Genomic DNA, 21,382 nt, shown 5'->3' on the forward strand with positions numbered 1-21,382 from the left:
CGGAAGTCCTATTTTGTGTGTGAATTTGATGTCAGCAATCGTATTCTCAACGCTTAATCGGAACTGCAATTCTTTTTCAACTTGCATTAGCTGCAGGAATGCCTTGGGGCAGCTGTGCAACTCAGGAACGACTGCATGTCATAGCTCTATGCTCGTTCGATCTAGCACTGCCAGACGGACATGGCCACGATTCGTCAGAATCGTAAAAAGCACACCAGTACCACATGGCAAGCTGCCAACCGCCTGGGATTTGGCAGCTGCTCTGCATTCACGGGCGGAAAAAAACTGTCGAACGTGCAACTTCTTTATGTTTTACAACGTTTGGAATTAAAAAGGATTATTTCCAATAAGGTCGTACTTTTTTGCACGCCCTCCCATAAGTGGTCGACCGTTCAAACACTGCTATCAGCGAATACACATTTTCAAAGAAAATTGGAGAGGGATGAACCAATGTTGAAAAAACTACTATTCACCGTTTGCTTCAGTTTATGTATATCATCATTATGGCCAACCGTTTATGCTGCCGACTTGGTTTCCAAATGCCAGTGTCCAAACAAGTTTTCCCACACATTCCTATGATTTTTCAGATGGTTATGAAGGATGGTCCGTTGATTTCGCTGATCTGCCGCTCGATTATATTGAGAATGATTACCGCTTACAGCATAAAACGATGTCATTGCACTGGGTGAGCACAAACAGAAAACGGTCTATTCGTGTCTGGTATGAACCGCAGCGATGATTTATTCATGTTTGTCACCAAACAGTTAGATCACCCTCGTTATTTTCTTTTTCAAAAGCCTTCACTTGGTCTGTGTTGCAATCGAGCCATTTCAGCCATCCTCTCAAACCAACCTTTCTTCCATTTTTGTATGTTACAGACTCCCTTTTTTTCCTGCGTATCCTGATTCAATACATAAACACGCAGTTTCAATTCACTGCTTCTTAATGATTGCCCGATAAAAAAATCTAGGTAACGCGGATTGTCGCCGCCACCGTGATTTTTGTCCCTTTGCAACAGGAACAGTAAGTAACCGATGCAGCCATTCTAAATTAAATGACTTCCAAATCCGTGGCGTAGGTTTTACCTTTCCTGCGATTACGTCAAGGCTCCCGCCAACACCAAAAGCAACCTTAGCACCATCAAGTTTATGTTTATGCTTATGAATCCACTTGTCAGTGTAGGGTGCTCCCATTGCAATTATTAACACATCGGGTTTGGACTGCTGAATTTCATTAAGTATGTGCTTTTCTTTATCTTCGGTGTAGAATCCGTTATGCCGACCTGCGACGACTACATTTGGATAGCGGCTGCGTATCTCGTTTACAGCTTTAAGGTTTGTCTCTTCATCTGTACCAAGAAAATAGAAACTCCAACCTTGTTCGTTCCCTCTCTCCAATAGTCGAAGAAGCAAATCATAGCCAGTGACACGTTCTGAGATAGGGTCACCTTTTCTTTTTGAAGCAATCACAATGCCTATGCCATCTGGTGTAATTAAATCTGCCTCTTTTACAATTGTTTGAAGCAACTTATCCGTTTGGTGGGCTATTGTGATCTCAGGGTTCGCTGTGATTAAATGAAACAACTTCGGTTGTTCTTTTTGGATATGTTCGCCTAGTAGATGCACCGTTTCATTCAGCGTTAATTTGGAAAAGGGAACTCCCAATATATTTATTGAGCCTGTCATAAACTCACCTTTCGGCGTGCAGAATATAGAGCAATTCTACCACACATAGCGAGACTTTTTGAAATTTATTCCAGTTCAGCGTCAACTTGCAGCAGACGACTATTCGAAAAAACTATAGGCGTGATAGAACGCCATAAACTCTTTTGTAGCCGCGCTAGGCAGTGCGGAGAGGGTACAGCAAACCTTGCTCCAAAGCCAAATATGAACGTCTTGCGGCAGCCATTTGCTTGCGGCTGCAATAAACAGGCCGACTCGGACGCTGTAATGCTCCCCAATGCCAAGACACGACTTTTTGAAAAATAAGTTATGTCCTCCTTCCATCGATTGGATGATTTTGCTTGATCTCGTGAGCGTAGAATTGAGCAGGCCTTGCTTCGCCGAGGGACTGGTGGGGTCGTTCCTCATTGTAAACTGGGACACAGCTGTTTTTTGCAAGTGAAAAATGCTAAGTTTTGCTGCGAAAAATGCTGAGGTCACTTGCCAGATTAATCATTACTGTGGAATTCGTTCCATCGCTTGCTTGAAGGTTGGAGGTCACAATTACGCTCTGCTGTTGAATCGGCAATCACGTTAAATAAGCGCTCCGAGCCTGTTTGGCTACAGGGGACGTAGCCAACTTCATCCAATATAATCAGGACATCTTTCTCAGCTTTTCTCGAAAGCGGCTGAGCGTACCCACAGCAAATTTCTCTTGCAGTAAAGCTACTAAGTCCGAGGCGCGGAAGAATTGAACCGCATGACCTTGCCTGCTGATTTGGAGGGACCGTCACTAACCAAGCAGGAAGTGGAGGATCAGACAGATTATGGTACCAGATCGGGAGCAATGATGACCGGACACTATCGAACAGGAAGTGATGTAAAACTTATGCTGATGTCTGTACTTCCGTTTATTCTGGCATCTTAGCGAGTGGCCAAAATGTGTTGGTTACATCAGGTCACTGCGAAGACGTTGGTTCCTCAACAGCCTGGTTCCAAACATGGAATGATACACCAACTATAGGTAACTTTTCGTTTAGAACCATTTCTCAAGAAACCGATGGTAGTGATGGTGTAAGTGATGCAGGTTATATCACACTTAATGGGCATAGCGGTAATCCTGAGGTGCCATATTCCGGGATGGTTCCTATAGTTGGAGTTTATGTAGATGATTTGGTTGGTGATACGATCTATATGCGAGGTTCGCAAACCGGGGCCTTAACTGCGGGGACAATTCGATTCGCTAATGCTGATATTTGGTGGGGTGTTGGTGGTTACGCATATAAAGAAAATGAAGTTCTCGCTACTGGGTATACTTCTCAGGGAGGGGACAGCGGTGGCCCTGTTTTAACGGATTATGCATGGGACGATGCTAGAGGTTCATTTACTTTTGATTTAGCTGGTACACATACCGGAGTAGTACTATTCGAAACGACAGTGATATTGTGGCAGCTGGTACCTATAAAGTTTATGAACCAATATGGAGGACATATAACGATCTGAATTTAAACGGTATTACACTTAGGAGATAAAATGGATTAATTACAAGGCGCTTGCTAACAATGCAGCGTCTTTTGGTATTTGGTAAGATTTGAAACAATTATCCAGACTTTTACGTTTATTTTGCTGGAGAGGTGTTAAAATGAAGCAAATAATTATTATCGCTCTTCTTTCATTAGTCGCATGCAATCAGTCTTCAATATCTGATGATCCATTCAAGGGTCTCTTTCAACACGAAGAGCCGACTAAACAGTCCGCTCCTTCGAATGAAACAGAAGATTTTTCAGCAAGTATATCTGTTGCTGACCAATTAAAATCACATGAAGAGTTCATTGTTGAGGCTACTCTAAAGAACTTAACGAATAATGGGTTTACCATCCAACATGCGGCAAAAGTTTTTTATGTTACGATTAAGGACAGTAACGGTAAGGTGGTTAACACATTCGTTATGCCCGAAGTAGGAATTGTTCGTAATTTTCAAGCTAACCAAGTGATTACTGAACAGTACGCGTGTAAACTAGAAAAGCCTGGTCGTTACGAAGTATCAGCTACTGCAAGATTTGCAATTGTTGAGGGGGACAACAGAGACTATGAAGTTACAACGAATAAAGCAACAATTGATGTTGTTCTATAATTTGTGCTGATCAAAATACGCAAGACAACCCGCTCCTGAGTCTGTAAAATATTTTGGGAAACTCTCAAACCATATACTAAAATGGAAGAAAGGCTGGTTTGGTAGGATGGCTAAGCACCCGGGACATCCAGGACCACTTAAATGAACTGTATGGCATCGACGTATCGCCAACCATGATTTCGAATGTAACCAACAAGATCGTGCCTCTCATCAAGGAATGGCAGAACCGGCCACTGCAAAGCGTTTACGCGGTTGTATTTATGGACGCCATCCATTATAAGGTGAAGCAGGACGGAGCCATCGTGCACAAGGCTGCATACATGGTCGTTGGTATCGACCTGGATGGAAGTAAGGATGTACTGGGCATGTGGATTGGTGAGAACGAATCGTCAAAGTTCTGGCTCAACGTGCTCAATGATCTGCGCAACCGTGGCGTGCAGGATATTCTGATCACTTGTGTCGATAACCTTACGGCATTATCTGAGGCCATTACTGCGTGTTATCCGGGCACTGAGATTCAAAAGTTCGTACAAGGACTTGAAGAGAGTCACAGCCGATCGAAAGCCGATCTACAAAGCGGTGACAGAGGAAGCTGCCTTGTTGGAGTTGGACAGATTTGAAGAGATTTGGGGCAACAAATACCTACTCATTGTGCGCTCCTGGCGCAACACCTGGGCGGAACTCTCCACCTTCTTTAAGTACCCTCCAGAGATTCGCAAGCTGATCTATACCACCAATATGATTGAGAGCTACCATCGCCAGCTGCGGAAAGTCACGAAGGGTAAAAGCATCTTCACAACCGGCGAGGCGCTGCTCAAGATGCTCTATCTGGCCACGATGGACGTGACACGAAAATGGACTGGTCGCGTGCAGAACTGGGGACAAATCCTGCTCCAACTTTCCGTCCTCTTCCCTGACCGAATCGGGCATCATTTACGTTAGAATCTGTGTTTCGAGAGGGTTTACACAAAATTGTGGAGAGACCCATCTAGACGAATAAACTAGGACACCAATAATACATCTTCAAGTTTAGGCTGCCAATGAACGTTCTTTTGATTTTGATATATACACAACCCCTTATGTGTTTGGTTGCGGCTTATGTCGTGGAGATCATTCGCAATGTGACGCACTGGTTTATAGTAAAAATTCGAACACCAGTTCTGTTTATTTGATTGCAGATCATCAAAATGGGGGAGTCAAATGTCCGACGCAGCTGCTTTAATCAGAGATGATATTTTGAATTCAATTTCTAATCTGTTTGGAATAAAAATTTATGATGAATTGCAAGTTGAGCAAGGTTACTTAAATCTAAAATGGAAAATTGAGACGGATATAGGGAGTTTATTTGTAAAGCAGTACAACAAGACACGCTATCCCGAAAATTTCGTAATGATCTTGAGATCTCCTTAACCCATCAATTTAGTTTGAATAAACAGGGTATTCCTAGTCCCAAGTTGTTTTCTAACCAAGGAAAACTTGTGCTAAAGACGCCTTCTCAAGAGCGGTTCGTTTTAATGAGTTTATGCGAAGGTAACGTTATATCACCAGGTTCGGCAAACGAAAATCAAGTGTACACGCTGGGCAAAGCCATAGGTCGGATGCATCAATTGTTAAACTCGCACAATACGAATCCATATCCCTTACATTGGGATATTCGAAGCAAAGAAGAAATGCTCGAGCATTGGAATTATAGATGGAAACGTGCAAATAACATGAAATGCGAGAAGACGATCAGGTCATTGGAAGTCCAACGGAAGATCATCGATGAAACCCAAATCGATATATTTTCGAATTGCGAACGGGGCTGGCTCGTACTGCTTTCTCAGTTTGTCGGGTTCATTGGTTTTCTTCTCGAACACCATGGAAACACGCTCAAAACCTTCCACCCCGCTGATCATGACTGGATTCAATTCATATTTAGCCGCGATTGGAGTTGGTGGCTGGAAGACGCAATCCGAGCCGTTAGCGACAAACGGAGGGCGCTGGCAAGGTGAATAATTACGTCTCAATTTCAAAATGAATGATTTGGCTGTGTCTATACTGCTATAAAGTTGGAGGAAACTGAATCTGAAAATGGTCTTGTTTTAGTTTAGTGTCACACTTAGAGCCACCGAAAGATCACCCGAAAGATCACCCTTTAGAAAACTTATTCCTGAATTGACACTATGCATGAGAAACCTTCTCTTATAGAATTCCAGTGAGCGACCTCGAATTAAAGCGGAATATGAAGGAGGCAGTCAGTTTTCGTCGAAATATATACATAATAACGTTTTTTACATTAGATAATTTTATGGAGTTGGAAGAATTGGAACAGGATATGAAGCAGCGTACATATACAGTAGGAAGTTTATTTGCGGGTATTGGTGGCTTTTGCAGAGCTTTCAAAAACGAAGGATTTAATGTGCTATGGGCAAATGAGTTGGATCCCTATGCTTGTCAAACATATAAACATAATTACCCTGAAACAAGGCTTTATGAGAAGTCAATTGCAGACTTATCTGTAGTAAGTGATAATTTGGAATCAGTGGATGTCCTGACTGCAGGATTTCCCTGCCAATCCTTTTCTCTTGCAGGGAATAAACTTGGCTTTGAGGACCCGAGAGGAAGACTCTTTTTTGAAATAATAAGATTACTGAAAGAGTTTGGAAGAAACAGACCCAAGATAATAGTACTTGAAAATGTAAAAAACCTAATCTATCACAATAATAAGCTCACTATAAATATTATCGAAGAAGAAATAAAGAGGGCTGGATATTGGTTTCGAATACCATTGGACAATAAGGGGAACTTGATTTCAGATAAAAGTAATGCAGTTGTACTTAATACTAAGGAACATACGGACATACCCCAGAATCGAGAAAGGCTCTATATGGTCGCCTTTTCTCAGGATTTTTTTAAAGTTAACAACTTCAAGTTCCCAGAAATTGAACATGGGCTAAAAGACGTGAGGGAGTTTTTAGATTTGGACTCTGCAGCAGACCAAGATCTCTATTTTGATGTAAACTCTAAGTACGGTAAGCTGTTTGCGGAAAAAATGGCAGAAGGAAACAAAGATTCCGTTTATTTATTGAGGAGAGCTTATGTCAGAGAGAATAAAAGCGATTGTACTTTCACTCTTACAGCAAATATGGGTGAAGGCGGACATAATGTTCCTGTCATACAAGATGATTGGGGTATAAGAAAGCTGACACCCAGAGAATGCGCTCGCCTGCAGGGATTTAAAGACAACCAGTTTTCATTTCCAGAAGGGATGCCAAGAGCGAAACAATATAAGCAGATCGGAAACGCTGTTACGGTTGACCTTGTACAAAAGCTAGCGGCACAATGTTTGAATACTTTAAAGAGTTCAAAAATATAAGGAGATTGTTATGATAAATTGGAATTTCCCGTCAAACAATTATGGACAGGTTACAGGACTTAACGATGCAGGAATTGAAACTTTTCGGGGGAATCCTTTGGATTCATTAGCAAGAGAAATTAATCAAAACTCTTGTGACGCAAAGGATAAAGGTAATAGTGGTCCGGTAGAGGTTCATTTTAATTTGATATATGTCTCATCAGAGCACTTCCCGGGAAAGGATCGTTTTATAAGTATACTTAACTCATGCAAAGAATACTGGAAGGATAACGCCAAGACCAAGCAATTTTTCGAAAATGCTTTTTCAATTATGAACTTAGAACAGATTCCCTTTTTAAAAATTAGTGACTACAATACAACAGGCTTAACAGGAGCTAATGAAGGAGAGAGAGGGGGATGGCATAACCTCATAAAATCAGTAGGTTCTTCCGATAAAGGTTCACAATCAGGAGGATCCTTCGGCATCGGTAAGCATGCGCCTTTTGCATGTTCCGATTTAAGAACTGTGTTTTACGGTACAAAAGAGGTGGAAAACGGTACCTTCGCCTTCCAGGGTGTGGCTAAGTTGGTAACTCACCTAAATGACGCGGAGCCCACACAGGGCACAGGGTATTTCGGAATCGTTGAGAAAAATACGCCGATTACTTCAACAGCAGAGATAAATGAACTTTTCAGAAGATCCGATATAGGGACGGATATATTTATTGCTGGTTTTAATGAGAAGAGTGAATGGGAAGAAAAAATAATTAAATCTGTGCTTGAAAATTTCTTTATTGCTATATTAAATGAAAAATTAATCGTCAAAGTCGGAGAAACAACCATAAATGCTAATTCACTAGCAGGACTATTAGAGAAGTATACAAAAAATGATCCTGAATGCCTCTCGTATCATTATTATGAGTCATATACTCTCTCAAATCGATACCACTTCCCTAATAAGGACTTTTTAGGTCTTGGTGAGATAGACTTGTTTGTTCTCCCAGGTAAGGACCTTCCTAAGCGGGTTGCTATGGTCAGAGGGACGGGAATGAAAATATATGATAAGGGGAGTTTCCGAACCCCCTTTAAGTTTGCGGGTGTAATGATTGCAAAAGGTGAGGGCATAAACGATTTTTTAAGAAAAATTGAGCCGCCCACTCACAGCGCTTGGGAGCCTGATCGACACGAGAATCCGGAAGAAGCAAAGGCTATTATTAGAAAACTTTACGGTTGGATAAATGAAAAGGTTCGGTCAATAACACTAGTTAGTGATGAAGAAGAATTGGATGTAGCAGGATTAAGTCAATATTTAGCCGACAACGATGATCCTTCTTTAGAAGTTGAAGCCCAGCAGGAAATCGTACAAAACGGTTCTGAAGGGGAAAAAGCGGCTCCTAAAGATATTGAGATTGAAATTAACCACAGAAGAATGAGGCAAATAGCATTTGTTGGAATTAATGAGAGTTTCGACGCTTATCAGGAAACTGCAACCGGTACACAAGATCAGAAGGATATGCAGGGAAGTGGAAGTGGTTCCGCTGATGAGAGCGGAAAGGGACCGGGAGAAGAAGATAATAAAAACCACGATTCTAATGATAAGAATGATCAAACGGGTGCATCTAAGGAAAATCAATTTAATGAAAGTGATAATTCAGCGGGGCCGAGTAAAAACGTGCGATTAGTACGCTCCCGTATTTTCTGTGTAGATCCTGGTGCTGCAATCTACAAAGTAGCCATACAAACTGATGCTGACGGCTCTGGATACATTGGGATCAAAGTCATTGGGGAAGTTGGTGGAGAACCCGCTCCTGTGAAATCGGCTGTTGTTCAGCAAACTGGGGAAAGTGTGTATATCGGCAAAAATGGAAAAATCGGACCGATATCTTTTTACAAAGATAATAAATCTGACCTGCTAGTTACTCTTGAAGGTTCTCTTCGATGTGCTCTGGAGGTGGCGATTCATGCAAATTAACTATCGCCAGTATCCACATCCGGTCTTATCTTATTTTGCTGATGATGTTATCGATAGTGATTTTCAGGCATCACTTAAAAGCAGCAAAACCCAGAACTCATATATTTTTGAGGCTCAATGTATAACTAGCAGTGATGGAATCAATAAGCTGTTAAACGAGAAAAAGGCCTGCTACGCATTTCATTTTGAATGCTCGACAACACGTTATCGTAAAGTATTTAGATCGTTTGACTCTAGTTTTACCTTTCAGCTGCCTGCGGATACGATTGAAGGAAAAGTACAGATCTGTTCTTTTATATTGGCTTCGGAGAACATGGATCATTACTTTTTAGCTGAGTTTCACCCCGATTATGAAGGTCACACCTTTTCCATAAAAAAGGGTGACGTTTTAGCAATCGACGCTGAAAGGACGTTTTTTGCTGAAAAAGAATATGATCCTTTAAGAAGGATACCTTCTATTTTTACTGTTCAGCCTACCCGCGGCGAGAACGCAATGCCGTTTGACATGGATTCTTCTGGTCACAAAATAATAATTAAATTATCGGAAGACAACTTCGAATATTATAAAACTATTTCTTTGAATCAAAATTTACAATCTTTGCTGTCTTCGTTAATTATAATGCCGGCATTAGTATCTATATTGGAAACACTTAAAAATGCGGTAGATCAGGAATTTGATCTTGAAGAGTGCCGATGGTATAGGGTGATTAAAAGCAGACTTAAAGAGTTGGGAATTGATATTGATAATAAAAGTACTTTTTCGGACTCAACTCTAGCTGTTGCTCAAAAGCTTATCGGAGAACCGCTTAATTCTTCGCTTTTAGCTCTTATTAACTTTGATGACGAAGAATGAGGTGTCTGGTTCATGGAATTCAATTATATTAGTGATAGTTCCCTAGAAGAATTAAGAATTAATATTATGAGCAATCTCGATAAATATAAATCAGATGAAGTTTGGGTTGATCAATATTTTTTAGGAAAAACCTGGAATTTTCCTTCTAAGATTAGAATTGAAAATATAGATTTGCATATGCCGCAGAGCAGCACAATCCATTTTGATTTTGAGAATACAAAAAAAATATATACTTCCTTAAAAGGTCTTTCGATTGTACAAGCTACAGACGAGAGATTGTGGGTTTATTTAACACATACTACCTTTTGGAAATACATGAGAAAAAGATGGCCTGTTGAATCATATTTAGACAAAGATAAACCGGAAGAGGCAGTTAAAGAACGTTATTTTTTTATGGCTAATCGAGACAGGGCTCTAATTCGAAACGGTATAGCACGATTATGGTGGTACAGCTATGTTTCCTACGATGAAAATAGAGAAGATCCCTTCGAACTTACGAAAGTACTCCTTTCTAAATTGGATATTGCCCAGAGTCTTCTGGAACGAAGTTTCTCAAGGAATCCAGATATAACTAAAGCAGTCCTTTCAGTACTAAAACAGAAAGAGCTGGAGTCTTCTTTTATTGATAGAGAGAATTTTAGGAGCTTGATGATGTACATTAATCAGCTTGGTGGTGTCACAATCTTAGATACCTTGGATCCAGAAGATTTAGAGGAACTTATTAGTGAAAAGATCGAAACCTTGATGTAATAATAGTCCTGCCCAACAAACATGGGTAGGATTATTATTTTTGTATAGCATGTTCCCTCGAAATGTTGTAATCTAATAATTTACGAGATGCCACTTGAAAAATAATCTATGAAATGGTAAGCTGCTTATATATAGAACGTACGTTCGCTATTGAGGGGGGGATACAATGGGAAATAAAAAACTGTTAGGGGTTGATTTGTTTTCTGGGGCTGGTGGATTAAGTTTGGGCTTTTTGCAGACGGGGCAAGTAAAAATTGTGGCCGCGGTGGAAAATAATGAGTCTGCCCAGAAAACATATATAAGGAATCATAATCGTTATAATGATGAGAGTGATGGTAGAGATATTGGGTATCACAAGGATATCAAAAAAGTTAACTTTCGAAAGATAAAAGAAGATTGGCAGAATATAGATCTCGTTTTTGGTGGGCCACCTTGTCAAGGATTTTCAAATGCAAACCGACAGAAGTCAGAGCTCATTTCAACTAATAATCAATTAGTTAAGGAGTATGTCAGAGCTATAAAAGAATTGGAACCGGATGCCTTTGTAATGGAGAACGTCAAGGCTATGAAATCAGACAAGCATAAATTTTTCTACTCATCCAAGGATCAGAAAGAGATTGTGGAGGAATTAGGGATAGAATTAATCCCTGACAAAGTTATTTTAGGAAAACAGAATAATTTATCTGATGATCTTGTTTGTTTTCTAAGAAATTGCATTGAAAACAACATTGATTTGTCTCCATTTATAATTAATGATAAGAATTTGTTTTCTAAGATAAGTCATATAAGTAGAAAAGAGAAAGAGGCTCATGTATATATTGCAAAAGCTCAAAGGGCCTTGCAGAAAACATTGTTAAAATGGAAGGAACAGCATAACAGTTATTGGAGCACTGCTTATGAAGAACTGTGGCTGAAGCTTGGGGTTTTATTATCGAGTAAAGAGCTTGCTGATTCATCCCGAAACAATTTGTTTTCAATTTTAAATGAAATCATTGAAGTTCAAAAAGTCCTGATGAAGATGAGCGAAATTCAATCCAATAACATTGAGATAGTCGATATTTTACTCGATCATAAGCATGTTTGTGTTAGTGTGCAGACGTATGGTGTAATGAATTACTTACTCTCTAAATTTAAGAGCCTTGGTTATGTAATAAATGAAGATCATATCATAAATGCTGCTCATTTCGGTGCGCCACAGCTTCGAGAGCGTCTTGTTCTTATCGGTGTAAAATCAGAGTTCGTAAGAGATAATTGTGTAACCCTTCCGGTTTCGATTATTAAGGATCCAGATCAGTTTTATAAAGTGCAGGATGCAATTGGAGATCTTGAGGAAATTGAACCATTTACAGCATTGGAAGCCGATCAGCCAATTAATGTGCCACTTCTTAAAAGCTGTAACCCGCTTCTTCAGTATTTACGTGGAACTACTAGTACAATTCAAAATCATGTTATGACGGAAACGACTGATACGGCCATGGAAAGATTTAAAGTATTAGCGCCAGGTCAGAATTTCCACGATCTAGACGAATCCTACAAACAAACATATTCTGATCCTGGTAGAACTCAAAATACTGTATATTTGAGACTTGATAATCAAGCTCCTTCGGGTACTGTTTTGAACGTTCGAAAGTCAATGTGGATACATCCGCGTAAAAATCGAGCAATAAGTATTAGGGAAGCAGCGCGGCTTCAAACTTTCCCTGATGATTTTACTTTTGAAGGTTCTAAAGATTCACAGTATCAGCAGATTGGAAATGCTGTCCCTCCACTTTTGGGCAGGGCAGTGGCTGAACAAGTTTTGAATTACTTGGGTAGGCCAGTAAAGGACAAGTTGGAGAATATTATCAAAAACCATGAAATAGTATTAACTTAACTACTTAAAAAGTTAGAGCCTCTACTCATTATGAGTAAGAGGCTCTTTGCTGTAGTAAGAGCATTGTTCACTCAGTGGACATTCAATACACTTTTGTTTTCTAGCAGTGCAAACTAGTCCGGCGAAATCTAGTACTGCAAGATTTGCATTTTTATAATCCAAATCAAGAGGATAGAGTTTTCTAATCTTGGAAGCAAGAACTTTATCAGTTCTTGGGCGTGGCTTGTCTGAAGTTAAACCGAAGTATCGACAAAATAATCTAATAACGTTCGTATCAATTGGGATAGTTTTCTGATGATACCCGTAGCAAAGGACTGCGTTTGCGATGTAATCCCCAATCCCTGGTAATTTAATTAGTGCGTTATAATTATCAGGGATTTCACTATAGTATTTGTCGTTTATAACTATTGAAGCTTCCTTTAGTCTAGAAGCACGATAAGAAAGGCCGAGTGGGCTAATATATTGAAGTAAATCCTTCTCATCAGCATTCATTAATTCCGTTATAGTAGGAAATCTATTAAGAAGTTGGAGGTAAACTTCCTCTACTTTTCTTACGTGTGTTTGCTGCAGAAGAAACTCAGCGATAAATATGTGATAAGGGTTACTTGATAACCTCCAGGGAAATATTCTTTTGTTTTGTAAATACCATCTATCCAAAGTGACCCAAAAAAAACTTAAACTCGACTCCATCAAATACGACTCACCCTTTAAAGATAATTAATAGTATAACTAGTTTATTGCAGCAATGGATGTATTGAAAGCTCCAAGATATGGAGGGGAATGGCCGTCACAGCAACGTTTTCCTAAGAAGAGCGTTTTTTGTAAAACTAACCTCAGTTCATGGCAGGAAGTACATGCGGTTTGTCGAATTATGCTCTATAAGTGTTTCTTAGTAAATTTGTGTATTTCTAAAACGGATACATTTCAATTATTATAGGGTTTATTACTTGAGGGGCTAAATATGCAAACTAAAATTGTAAATCCAAACGTGTCAAATTTCGTGAAATCTTTAAGGGATATTGGTTATTCCTTGGAAGTTGCTGTTGCTGACATACTTGATAACAGCATAGCTGCAGGCGCATCTCAAATAGATATACATATGGTTTCAGAACCTAAACTGATATTTTGCATGCTGGATAACGGGATTGGAATGTCATCTAATGAACTTGTGGAAGCAATGCGACTAGCAACAAAAGATCCAGATTCAGATAGAGCAAAGAATGATCTTGGAAGGTTTGGTTTAGGGTTAAAAATGGCATCATTCTCACAGTGCAAAAAACTAACGGTTATATCGAAAAAGAATGGGAAGATTTCGGCAAGACAATGGGATTTGGATTTCATATCTAAAGAAGAGAAGTGGTTATTAATTTCTTTGGACACGATAGCAATCTCAAAAATACCTTTATTTAAAGAACTTCAAAAGCAGGATAGTGGTACTTTGGTAGTATGGCAGGAAATTGACGGATTTAGTAGTAGCAATTTAACAGACAGTATCGATAAGCTTAGAAAGCATCTTTCCTTAGTGTTTCATCGCTTTTTAGAAGGCATTATTGGGATTAAAAAATTATCAATTAAGATAAATAAGAGCCAATTGAAGCCATTTAATCCTTTCAATGTGAATCATCCTGCGACACAGCAACTTTCAAATGAAAAAATTAAAGTACATGACGAAACTATTATTATTCAACCTTTTATATTACCTCATCATTCAAAGGTATCTCAACAAGAATATGAACAGTATGCTACTGAGGAAGGGTATACAAAATCCCAGGGATTTTATTTATACCGTGCTAACAGATTACTGATTTACGGAACATGGTGGGGACTGCATAGGGCTACTGATGTACATAAACTAGTAAGAGTGAGAATTGATATATCAAACAGTATGGATAAATATTGGAGAATAGATATAAAAAAATCGACTGCCAATCCAGTATCAGATTTAAAAGATGATTTAAAAAGAATAATAAAGCAGATCACGGAGATAGGGTCGAGGCCTTATACCGGAAGGGGAAGAAAAATTGAGGATAAACTTTCAACAAAGTTTTGGGAGTTGGAGTCCTTTAATGGGCAAATTAGGTTCGCACTAAACTCCGAACATCCTGTATTGAAAAAGCTTACAGCCCAATTATCTGATGAAAATAGCGATCTGTTAAATATTTATTTAAAAGGACTGCAAGCTTATTTGCCGTTAGATGCTATACAGGCTCAGCTTCAACAGAATCCACACAAAATAAATCAAGAGTCAGCGTTAAGTGAAAATGAAATCAAAGCGCTAGCAGAGAAGTTGAAATCATCGGGTCTAGATGAAGAATATATTGAAAGCTTACTTAAGACAGAGCTGTTTAAAAATCACAAGGAGCTGCTACGAAATGGAAAATAACAGTTATCAATTAATTAAGGATTTTATTTATAAAAAGCTTTTTAATTATGAGGGAGTATTACCAAAAAATAAAATACAGGATGAAATCAAAAACGCCCAAGATTTAGTGTCAAAACTCGGACCAGATATATTTGCACAAATTTTATCTGTTCAGTCCATTTCCATTCCTAGTCCCGAGGATTGGGTGCGTATGAGAAGAGAGCTTGAGACTCATTTTGATGTTGAAATGGAAAATGGCGTAATTGTTCAAGGAGAAGAACAGCAATTGCGTGATAATTCCTGGTGGACGAGCAAAGAAAAATTAAAGAACGAAAATTATTATTGGAACAGGTATAAAGAATTATTGAAAAACTCTCTATCACCGGATGTTGTAAAAACTATTGATGAAGATACAGATATTGTTATGGATAATATTGAGGATCCTTCGGTGGAGGACTTTTCGCGCTATGGTATGGTAGTGGGTCATGTTCAGTCAGGGAAAACCGGGAATTATTCAGCCTTAGTTTGCAAAGCTGCTGATGCTGGTTACAAATTCATAGTAGTAATTGCAGGCGGGATTAATAACTTAAGAAACCAGACTCAAGATAGGTTGAATGAGGCGTTCGTTGGTTTGGATAAAGGGATACCTGTAGGGGTTGGTAAGTTTGGAGGTATTAGAAAAGAGTTGCTTCCAATAAGCTTGACTACAACCGAACAGGACTTTAATAAGCAGGATGCAAATAAAAATTCACAAGGTTTAAATTTTGATAATATCAGTAGCCCTGTTATTTTGGTGATTAAGAAGAACTCCAGTACCCTCCAAAATGTGATCACCTGGCTTGAAGCACAATACAAAAATCAAATAATATCTAAACATGCTATGTTAATGATTGACGATGAGTCAGATTATGCATCAATTAATACGAAAAATGAAGATGATCCAACTATTATTAATAAGAGGCTTCGGAAATTATTGAGTTTGTTTAGAAAAAGTGCATATGTTGCGTTTACGGCAACACCATATGCAAATATTTTTATTGACCACGAGGCTGGAACTGACGATTTAGGTCGAGATTTATTTCCCAAAGATTTTATTTACGCTCTTAAGGCGCCAACGAATTACTTCGGTGCACGGAAAATTTTTTTAGACACAAATAAGAAGCATTTGATTGAAATCAAAGATTATTCCGATGTCATACCATTAAACCATAAAAGGGATGACCTTATATCATCCTTACCAGGAAGCATGTGCGAGGCAATCCGATTATTCATTATAAATATTGGTATCAGGAATTTGCGCGGACAAGGAAATAAACACAACAGCATGCTGATTCATGTTACCCGGTTTACCTTAATGCATCAAAAGATTAGCTATCAAATAGAGGCATATTTTTCGGAAGTAAAAAAGGATATAATCGCATTTGGTAAACTAAAAAATCCCGAAGTTCATAGTGTGCATCTCGAAAATATTAGGAAGACATTTTCTGAAATTCACAAAGAAGCTGAATTTAAATGGGCGGAAGTATTACAGAGTATCTGTGAAGTTGTCAATACAATTATTATTAGGGAAGTACATACCGATACCAAAATACCTTTGGAATATCGTAAAGACAGAGCGACAAATGCTATTGTCATTGGCGGAACTAGTCTTTCCCGTGGCTTTACTTTAGAGGGATTAAGTGTCAGTTATTTTCTGAGGAATACTATCTTCTATGATACATTAATGCAAATGGGAAGATGGTTTGGTTACCGGCCAGATTATGAGGATTTGTGCAGAATATACATGACAAAGGAAACAATTAATAGCTTTGCTTTAATTATTGAAGCTACAGAAGATTTGATTGATAATTTTGATCGTATGTCTAACGCCAAAATGACGCCATATGACTTTGGTCTGTCTGTTAAACATCATCCAGATAGTGGGCTACAGGTAACGGCAAGAAATAAATTGAAGAGCAGTAAAGATATTTATTTTGAAATGAAGTTAGATGGTCACTGCAAAGAAACCAGTTGGATCAATAATAATTATGATGTAAAACAATCAAATCTTGATGCACTTAAATCAATTGTTTTCAATCTAAAATTTAAAAAGCCTGAGCAGATAAACAAAAATTATTTATGGCGTGATATTGATCGAAGTGTTGTGATGGAGTTTCTTGAGAAGTTTGATGTATATTCACCTGATCCATTTGGTATTAAATCAAGAATGCCAATTGATTTTGTCAAGAAATATGTTGAAGAAGTTGATACCAAGTGGGACATTGCATTATATAGCGGAGAAAGCAGCAACGAATTTCCAATTGGTGAGCTTAAGATCAACCCTGAGCAGAGAAGGGTAGTTAATAAAGGGCCTTTCTATGAAGTGTTAAATAGACAAGTATCTTCGGGCAATTCCGAAGGGGTAGCTCTACCTGAAACCGCTAGGAAGGAATTGGGCAGTGATCGTAAGGGGATTAGAGCGAAGTTGGAAAAGCCTCTTTTAATGCTTCACGTACTTGAAGTAAAGGAAGGGAAAACTGAACGAGTTATGGATGAGGGGTTGGCTGCGTTTGGTATTAGTTTTCCTGGTGGAATCACCAGCACTAAGAAGACAGTAAAATTAAAAATAAATTCGGTCTATATTCAGGATATGCTTAAGGAGGAGGAGTCCGATGACTAATAATGATAATCCTTGGCTTAATATGGGGTCTTCTTCTCAACGACGAGCAATTTCTAATACCCCACATAATTTATTTTGGGTAACAGATTTAGACGGGCACTGTGGTTTTTGTATACAAACAAAAGATACAACGGTAGCAACTAACAGAAAGCTTAATCTTAAAGGAATTACTATTGTAACTAGAAATATACCCCCTCAAGGTAATGAATTGTTTTTAATCTTAAATACTAATGAAGATTGGCAAATCTTTCATGCGCTTTGCCAAGACCTAATCACGGTTATAAAACGGGAAATCGATCACAGAAAGATGATAACTGCAGTTGAAAACCGTTTAAAACGCTGGCAATTAATAATGCAGCAGGACCACAAACTATTTTCGCTTGAAAAGCAAATGGGCTTGTTTTCTGAATTATTATGTCTAAAAGAAGTCGCATCGGCTAAAGTGGGAATAAGAGATGCAGTAATTTCTTGGGGTGGCCCTGATTTTGATAAACAGGACTTTTTAATGAGTAATTGTGCAATAGAAGTGAAATCTCATCGGACATCAAAAGGCGAAACGGTAAGTATTTCTTCAATGCAGCAGCTACAGTGCGATAAAGAACCTTTTTATTTGATGTCATACGCTTTGACAATTTCTGAAAAGGGGAAGTCAGTAGAAGACATTTTGAAGGAGATTATAAAAATACTAGAAAGCGGCCATATTGATTTGATTGATGTATTTGAAAATAAGGTGATTCAATATGGTTATATTTCGGAAATAATTAGAGAACCTTTGAACAAATTTATTGTTGACTCTCAAAAAATATTCCGAGTTTCTGACTCGTTTCCCAAGATCACCCCAGCATCTGTTAAGAGAGAGATTTCTTCGGCTCAATATACGATTGATTTATCTCAATGCAGCGAATTTGAAATTAATTTAGAAAACTTTTTACGGGAAGGGGGAACAGTTCAATGATTAGTCTGAAAGAGTTTCATCAAGATTTCACTCAGTCAATTTTATCTGATGCATTAAGCAGAGGCTTAATGAAGCCACAGGCTTTTTTTGAGAATATATGTGAGGAACTCGTTGCTACTGGAGATCTAACAATCAATTATACAGCAGCTGAGTATATTAAGATTAAGAATGGTATTGAAGTTAATGGCTTCGATTATGATGAAGAAAGAAAAATTTTGACCCTTTTAGTACACCAATTTTTTCAGGAAGATGATATACAAACGTTGACTAAAAGTCAAATCGACGGAAAGTTTAAGCGGCTTAAGTCTTTTTATGTGAAAAGCATAAATGGGCTTTATACACAAATGGAAGAGACTTCAGATGCCTATTCCATGGCTTATAATATTTATAGATATAAACTCAGTAATGAGATCGATAAAATTCGACTTGTAATATTGACGGATGGAAAAGCCACAAGGAATTTGACAGAAATACCTTCCGAGGAATTAAACGGGATACCTTTAGATTACAGAGTTATTGATATTGAGTATGTTTACAAAATATATTCAACTGACAGCAGCGGGGATTTTGAAGTAATAACTGAACTACCATGCCTAGAGATTCCAACTACATCAGATAAATATCAGTCTTATTTAACCTTTCTGAAAGGTGATACATTAGTCGATATATATGAGCGTTTTGGACAAAAGCTATTTGAACAAAATGTTAGAACGTTTTTACAGTTTAAAGGTGGAGTAAACCAAGGAATAAAAAATACTATTCAGAATAACCCGGAGATGTTTTTTGCATATAACAACGGCATTACGGCAACCGCTTCAAATATTGAGTTTGATGTTTTTGGGAATATTAACAAAATAGAAAACTTTCAGATTGTAAATGGAGGACAAACTACATCAGCAATCTATGCAGCCAAGAAAAACTCCAAAATTGATGTCTCCAAAGTTTCAGTTCAAATGAAATTATCTGTTGTAAGGGATAAAGATAAACAAAGTGAATATGTCTCAAGGATTTCAGAGTACGCAAATACGCAAAACAAAGTAAATAAATCTGACTTCTTTTCGAATAGTCCATTCCATAAAGAAATGAAAAATTATTCGAAAAGGATTTGGGCTGCAGCTGTTGGAGGATCACAACGTCGTACTCATTGGTTCTATGAAAGAGTCAGAGGCGAATATTTAAATGAGCAGGCATACCTCTCTAATTCGGAAAAAATGAAGTTTCAGTTGGAAAATCCTAAACATCAGCTGATCGACAAAACGTTTTTATCCAAAAGTGAGAACTCCTGGTTACAAAAGCCTGAGATTGTTTCTAGGGGAGCTCAATATAGCTTTGCTGCATTTGCAGATCATATTAATGCCTGGTTAAAGAAAGATGAATTAGCTATTACTGAAAATTATTTTAAAGATGCTGTTTCGAGGGTTGTTTTATTTAGGGCTGTCGAAAAGTTAGTATCCAGCGCAAAATGGTATGAAAACGGATTTAGAGCTCAAACGGTGACATATACAATCGCCTATTTATCATATTTAATAGAACAATCTGGGCATGCTCTGAATTTTAACTTAATATGGGAAGAACAAAAACTTCCAAATTCAATGGTTGATCCTATAAATCAGATCTCAAAAGCTGTATACGATTCTATTACCACCCCCCCAGCAGGATCAGGATCGGCAAACGCAGCTCAGTGGTGTAAAAAAACAAGCTGTTGGGAAAATGTAAAAAAAATTAAGCTAAATATAGCCTTTGATAAAAAGTTGTTAATAGACAAGTCAGAACTGCAGTACATAAATCGGGAAGATAAAAAAGAAAAGAAAATTGATAGTGGAATTGAAGTCCAGATGATTGTAGTAGGGGTTCCAAATGAAGTCTGGGATGATTTGTATGAATATTACAGGAGCCTAGGATCAGGCTCAGGTATATCTTTAACTCAATTGGATATCTTGAAGAAGATGGCACAAGGGAATCTGAATCCGCCTTCAGAAAAACAATGCAAGATATTATATCAACTGTTTGAAAGGGCAGCGTCTGAAGGGGCTATTGCGTAAAGCTTTTCATTTTTATTAGGAGGAGAGTAATGGCTCTTTTGGATCATAAAAAATTGTCAAAAATTGATAAATCAAGCGTAAGTGTCCACAAGTTTGTAGAGGGGACTTATACAGTGTTTACAGCAGAAAACGGAAAAAAATAATTTCAGTTAGATACTTATGGATCTGAAGATCGTAAAATTCAAAATAAAATAAGCCAGTCAATTCAATTTGATGAAGATACAGCTCGGTATTTAATACAATTGATGAAAAATGAATTGGGGATAATATAAAAAATTGGATCGACAATTGGCATAAATATAGATAGGGACATTTAATTTACTGTGTCGCGGTCTAGTTATTTGTTGACGAGTATTAAAGAATGCATATATGAGGGATGTACTGTCACGTGCAAAAATTAAGAGATTATATTATTGATCTTCTAAAATCATAGCCATATCGCAAAGTGGAGGCATATAACGAAGTGTTGTCCCTAAGTGTTTATGCCCTAGTTGATGTGACTGGTTTGTTGACGCGTTGTTGACGAACATCGTCAACAAACAATCAAAATCAAACAAAATGAACAATACTTCATGGTTAAAACCCTTGTAAATCAAGGGTTTTAAGGGTCTGCCCAGAATTTTGTGTAAAACGTGAATGATGCCCGATTCGGTCAGGGAAGAAGACGGAGAGCTGGAGCAGGATTTGTCCCCAGTTCTGCACGCGACCAGTCCATTTACGTGTCACGTCCATCGTGGCCAGATAGAGCATCTTGAGCAGCGCCTCGTCCGTTGGGAAGATGCTT

The 21,382-nt window shown here is 38.2% G+C and carries 14 protein-coding genes and 2 pseudogenes; 13 read left to right on the forward strand and 3 right to left on the reverse strand.

Annotated elements, in window-relative coordinates; genetic code table 11:
* Positions 1–932 precede the first annotated feature (932 nt).
* Entirely contained in the window at positions 933–1,685 is a 753-nt protein-coding gene (locus CBW46_RS14305; protein ID WP_089200683.1) for a WecB/TagA/CpsF family glycosyltransferase, read from the reverse strand.
* A 918-nt stretch (positions 1,686–2,603) separates the two neighbouring features.
* Between CBW46_RS14305 and CBW46_RS14315 the strand changes: the two genes are divergently transcribed.
* The 9 genes and pseudogenes from CBW46_RS14315 to CBW46_RS14360 all read left to right on the forward strand — a co-directional run bounded on the left by CBW46_RS14315 (position 2,604) and on the right by CBW46_RS14360 (position 12,580).
* The gene (locus CBW46_RS14315) at positions 2,604–3,164 is read left to right on the forward strand and encodes a chymotrypsin family serine protease (protein ID WP_165842321.1); all 561 of its coding nucleotides are present in this window, start codon (positions 2,604–2,606) and stop codon (positions 3,162–3,164) included.
* A 139-nt stretch (positions 3,165–3,303) separates the two neighbouring features.
* The gene (locus CBW46_RS14320; protein ID WP_089200685.1) at positions 3,304–3,795 is read left to right on the forward strand and encodes a hypothetical protein; all 492 of its coding nucleotides are present in this window, start codon (positions 3,304–3,306) and stop codon (positions 3,793–3,795) included.
* Positions 3,796–3,893: 98 nt separating this feature from the next.
* A pseudogene (locus CBW46_RS14325) lies at positions 3,894–4,737 on the forward strand (IS256 family transposase).
* A 572-nt stretch (positions 4,738–5,309) separates the two neighbouring features.
* A complete protein-coding gene (locus CBW46_RS14335) occupies positions 5,310–5,789 on the forward strand; it encodes a hypothetical protein (protein ID WP_089200687.1) in 480 nt (159 codons plus the stop codon).
* 311 nt (positions 5,790–6,100) lie between these two features.
* Positions 6,101–7,153: a DNA cytosine methyltransferase gene (locus tag CBW46_RS14340; RefSeq protein ID WP_165842322.1), complete on the forward strand. Its 1,053-nt coding sequence runs from the start codon at positions 6,101–6,103 to the stop codon at positions 7,151–7,153.
* Between the two features lie 10 nt (positions 7,154–7,163).
* On the forward strand, positions 7,164–9,104 hold the full coding sequence (locus CBW46_RS14345; RefSeq protein ID WP_089200689.1) for a hypothetical protein: 1,941 nt from the start codon (positions 7,164–7,166) through the stop codon (positions 9,102–9,104).
* Entirely contained in the window at positions 9,094–9,957 is an 864-nt protein-coding gene (locus tag CBW46_RS14350; RefSeq protein ID WP_089200690.1) for a hypothetical protein, read from the forward strand. The genes CBW46_RS14345 and CBW46_RS14350 overlap by 11 nt, the downstream gene beginning before the upstream one ends.
* 12 nt (positions 9,958–9,969) lie before the next feature.
* Positions 9,970–10,707: a DUF6339 family protein gene (locus tag CBW46_RS14355; RefSeq protein ID WP_089200691.1), complete on the forward strand. Its 738-nt coding sequence runs from the start codon at positions 9,970–9,972 to the stop codon at positions 10,705–10,707.
* Between the two features lie 166 nt (positions 10,708–10,873).
* Entirely contained in the window at positions 10,874–12,580 is a 1,707-nt protein-coding gene (locus CBW46_RS14360; RefSeq protein ID WP_089200692.1) for a DNA cytosine methyltransferase, read from the forward strand.
* Between the two features lie 21 nt (positions 12,581–12,601).
* On the opposite strand, the gene CBW46_RS14365 is transcribed toward CBW46_RS14360, so the two are convergent.
* Positions 12,602–13,270, reverse strand: a complete 669-nt coding sequence (locus CBW46_RS14365; protein WP_089200693.1) for an HhH-GPD family protein — start codon at positions 13,268–13,270, stop codon at positions 12,602–12,604.
* Positions 13,271–13,541: 271 nt separating this feature from the next.
* Here CBW46_RS14365 and CBW46_RS14370 point away from each other — a divergent pair, with 271 nt between their 5' ends.
* From CBW46_RS14370 to CBW46_RS14385, 4 genes are read left to right on the forward strand one after another with little or no spacing between them, the layout of a single operon-like run.
* Positions 13,542–14,963 (forward strand): ATP-binding protein, encoded by a 1,422-nt coding sequence (locus CBW46_RS14370; protein WP_089200694.1) that lies wholly within the window; start codon positions 13,542–13,544, stop codon positions 14,961–14,963.
* On the forward strand, positions 14,953–17,601 hold the full coding sequence (locus CBW46_RS14375) for a Z1 domain-containing protein (RefSeq protein WP_089200695.1): 2,649 nt from the start codon (positions 14,953–14,955) through the stop codon (positions 17,599–17,601). Before CBW46_RS14370 ends, CBW46_RS14375 begins: the two co-directional genes overlap by 11 nt.
* Entirely contained in the window at positions 17,594–18,556 is a 963-nt protein-coding gene (locus CBW46_RS14380) for a PD-(D/E)XK motif protein (RefSeq protein WP_089200696.1), read from the forward strand. Before CBW46_RS14375 ends, CBW46_RS14380 begins: the two co-directional genes overlap by 8 nt.
* Positions 18,553–20,598: an AIPR family protein gene (locus CBW46_RS14385; protein WP_089200697.1), complete on the forward strand. Its 2,046-nt coding sequence runs from the start codon at positions 18,553–18,555 to the stop codon at positions 20,596–20,598. The genes CBW46_RS14380 and CBW46_RS14385 overlap by 4 nt, the downstream gene beginning before the upstream one ends.
* Before the next feature lie 576 nt (positions 20,599–21,174).
* Here the strand turns inward: CBW46_RS14385 and CBW46_RS14390 are convergent.
* Positions 21,175–21,382, reverse strand: a pseudogene (locus CBW46_RS14390) (hypothetical protein); the annotation flags it as partial.

Source organism: Paenibacillus xerothermodurans, from assembly GCF_002220865.2.
Classification (GTDB): Bacteria; Bacillota; Bacilli; order Paenibacillales; family NBRC-103111; genus Paenibacillus_S; species Paenibacillus_S xerothermodurans.

Coding starts and splice junctions, on each gene's coding strand:
- CBW46_RS14305 (WP_089200683.1), bottom strand. CDS start 1,685: ATGACAGGCTCAATAAATATATTGGGAGTTCCCTTTTCCAAATTAACG.
- CBW46_RS14320 (WP_089200685.1), top strand. CDS start 3,304: ATGAAGCAAATAATTATTATCGCTCTTCTTTCATTAGTCGCATGCAAT.
- CBW46_RS14335 (WP_089200687.1), top strand. CDS start 5,310: ATGAGTTTATGCGAAGGTAACGTTATATCACCAGGTTCGGCAAACGAA.
- CBW46_RS14345 (WP_089200689.1), top strand. CDS start 7,164: ATGATAAATTGGAATTTCCCGTCAAACAATTATGGACAGGTTACAGGA.
- CBW46_RS14350 (WP_089200690.1), top strand. CDS start 9,094: ATGCAAATTAACTATCGCCAGTATCCACATCCGGTCTTATCTTATTTT.
- CBW46_RS14355 (WP_089200691.1), top strand. CDS start 9,970: ATGGAATTCAATTATATTAGTGATAGTTCCCTAGAAGAATTAAGAATT.
- CBW46_RS14360 (WP_089200692.1), top strand. CDS start 10,874: ATGGGAAATAAAAAACTGTTAGGGGTTGATTTGTTTTCTGGGGCTGGT.
- CBW46_RS14365 (WP_089200693.1), bottom strand. CDS start 13,270: ATGGAGTCGAGTTTAAGTTTTTTTTGGGTCACTTTGGATAGATGGTAT.
- CBW46_RS14370 (WP_089200694.1), top strand. CDS start 13,542: ATGCAAACTAAAATTGTAAATCCAAACGTGTCAAATTTCGTGAAATCT.
- CBW46_RS14375 (WP_089200695.1), top strand. CDS start 14,953: ATGGAAAATAACAGTTATCAATTAATTAAGGATTTTATTTATAAAAAG.
- CBW46_RS14380 (WP_089200696.1), top strand. CDS start 17,594: ATGACTAATAATGATAATCCTTGGCTTAATATGGGGTCTTCTTCTCAA.
- CBW46_RS14385 (WP_089200697.1), top strand. CDS start 18,553: ATGATTAGTCTGAAAGAGTTTCATCAAGATTTCACTCAGTCAATTTTA.